We start from the raw sequence: 545 nt of genomic DNA, 5'->3' as shown, positions 1-545 counted from the left end.
GCACGCGTGACATCATGCGCGCCACTTTCGCCAGACCGCTCCGGAGTTTCGATGAAGTCCTTCACGCTGACCCTTGCCGTCGCCGTTCTCGCACTCGCCGCGTGCAAGCCTGCCGCGCAAACGGACAAGGCCGTGCCGTCGACCGCGACTGCACCCGTGCCCGCCACGGCCGCGATGCCCGCGCACGCGTCCGTCGCACCGGCGACGGCCGAGACCGGCAGCATCGACACGTACGAACTGACGATGCCGAACGTCGACAAGGTCCTGCAGGCGCAGGTCGCGCTGGGCCAGGCGGTGAAGGCCGACCGGACGCTCGACCCGGGAATGAACATCTCCGAAGAGAACGACGCGCAGTACGTCGCGCGCATCGAAGCGACGCCGAAACTCAAGGCGGCGATCGAATCGGCCGATCTATCGGTGCACGATTACGCGTACACGATGCAGTCGCTGATGGCGACGATGATGGCCGTCGGCGCGGTGCAGGCCGGCCAGTTGAAGGAAATCCCGGAAGGCGTGAATCCGCGCAACGTCGCGTTCTTCAAGGC

Annotated in this window: 1 protein-coding gene; it reads left to right on the top strand. The window is 66.4% G+C overall.

Features of this window, described 5'->3' with window-relative positions; all coding sequences use genetic code 11:
* Positions 1-51 precede the first annotated feature (51 nt).
* Positions 52-545: hypothetical protein (locus AC1DRF_RS31885; RefSeq protein WP_477742812.1), on the top strand; the 494-nt coding region annotated here is incomplete at its 3' end.

It is taken from the genome of Priestia sp. P5_B4, assembly GCF_056400385.1.
This window is presented reverse-complemented; position numbering and strand designations above follow the sequence as displayed.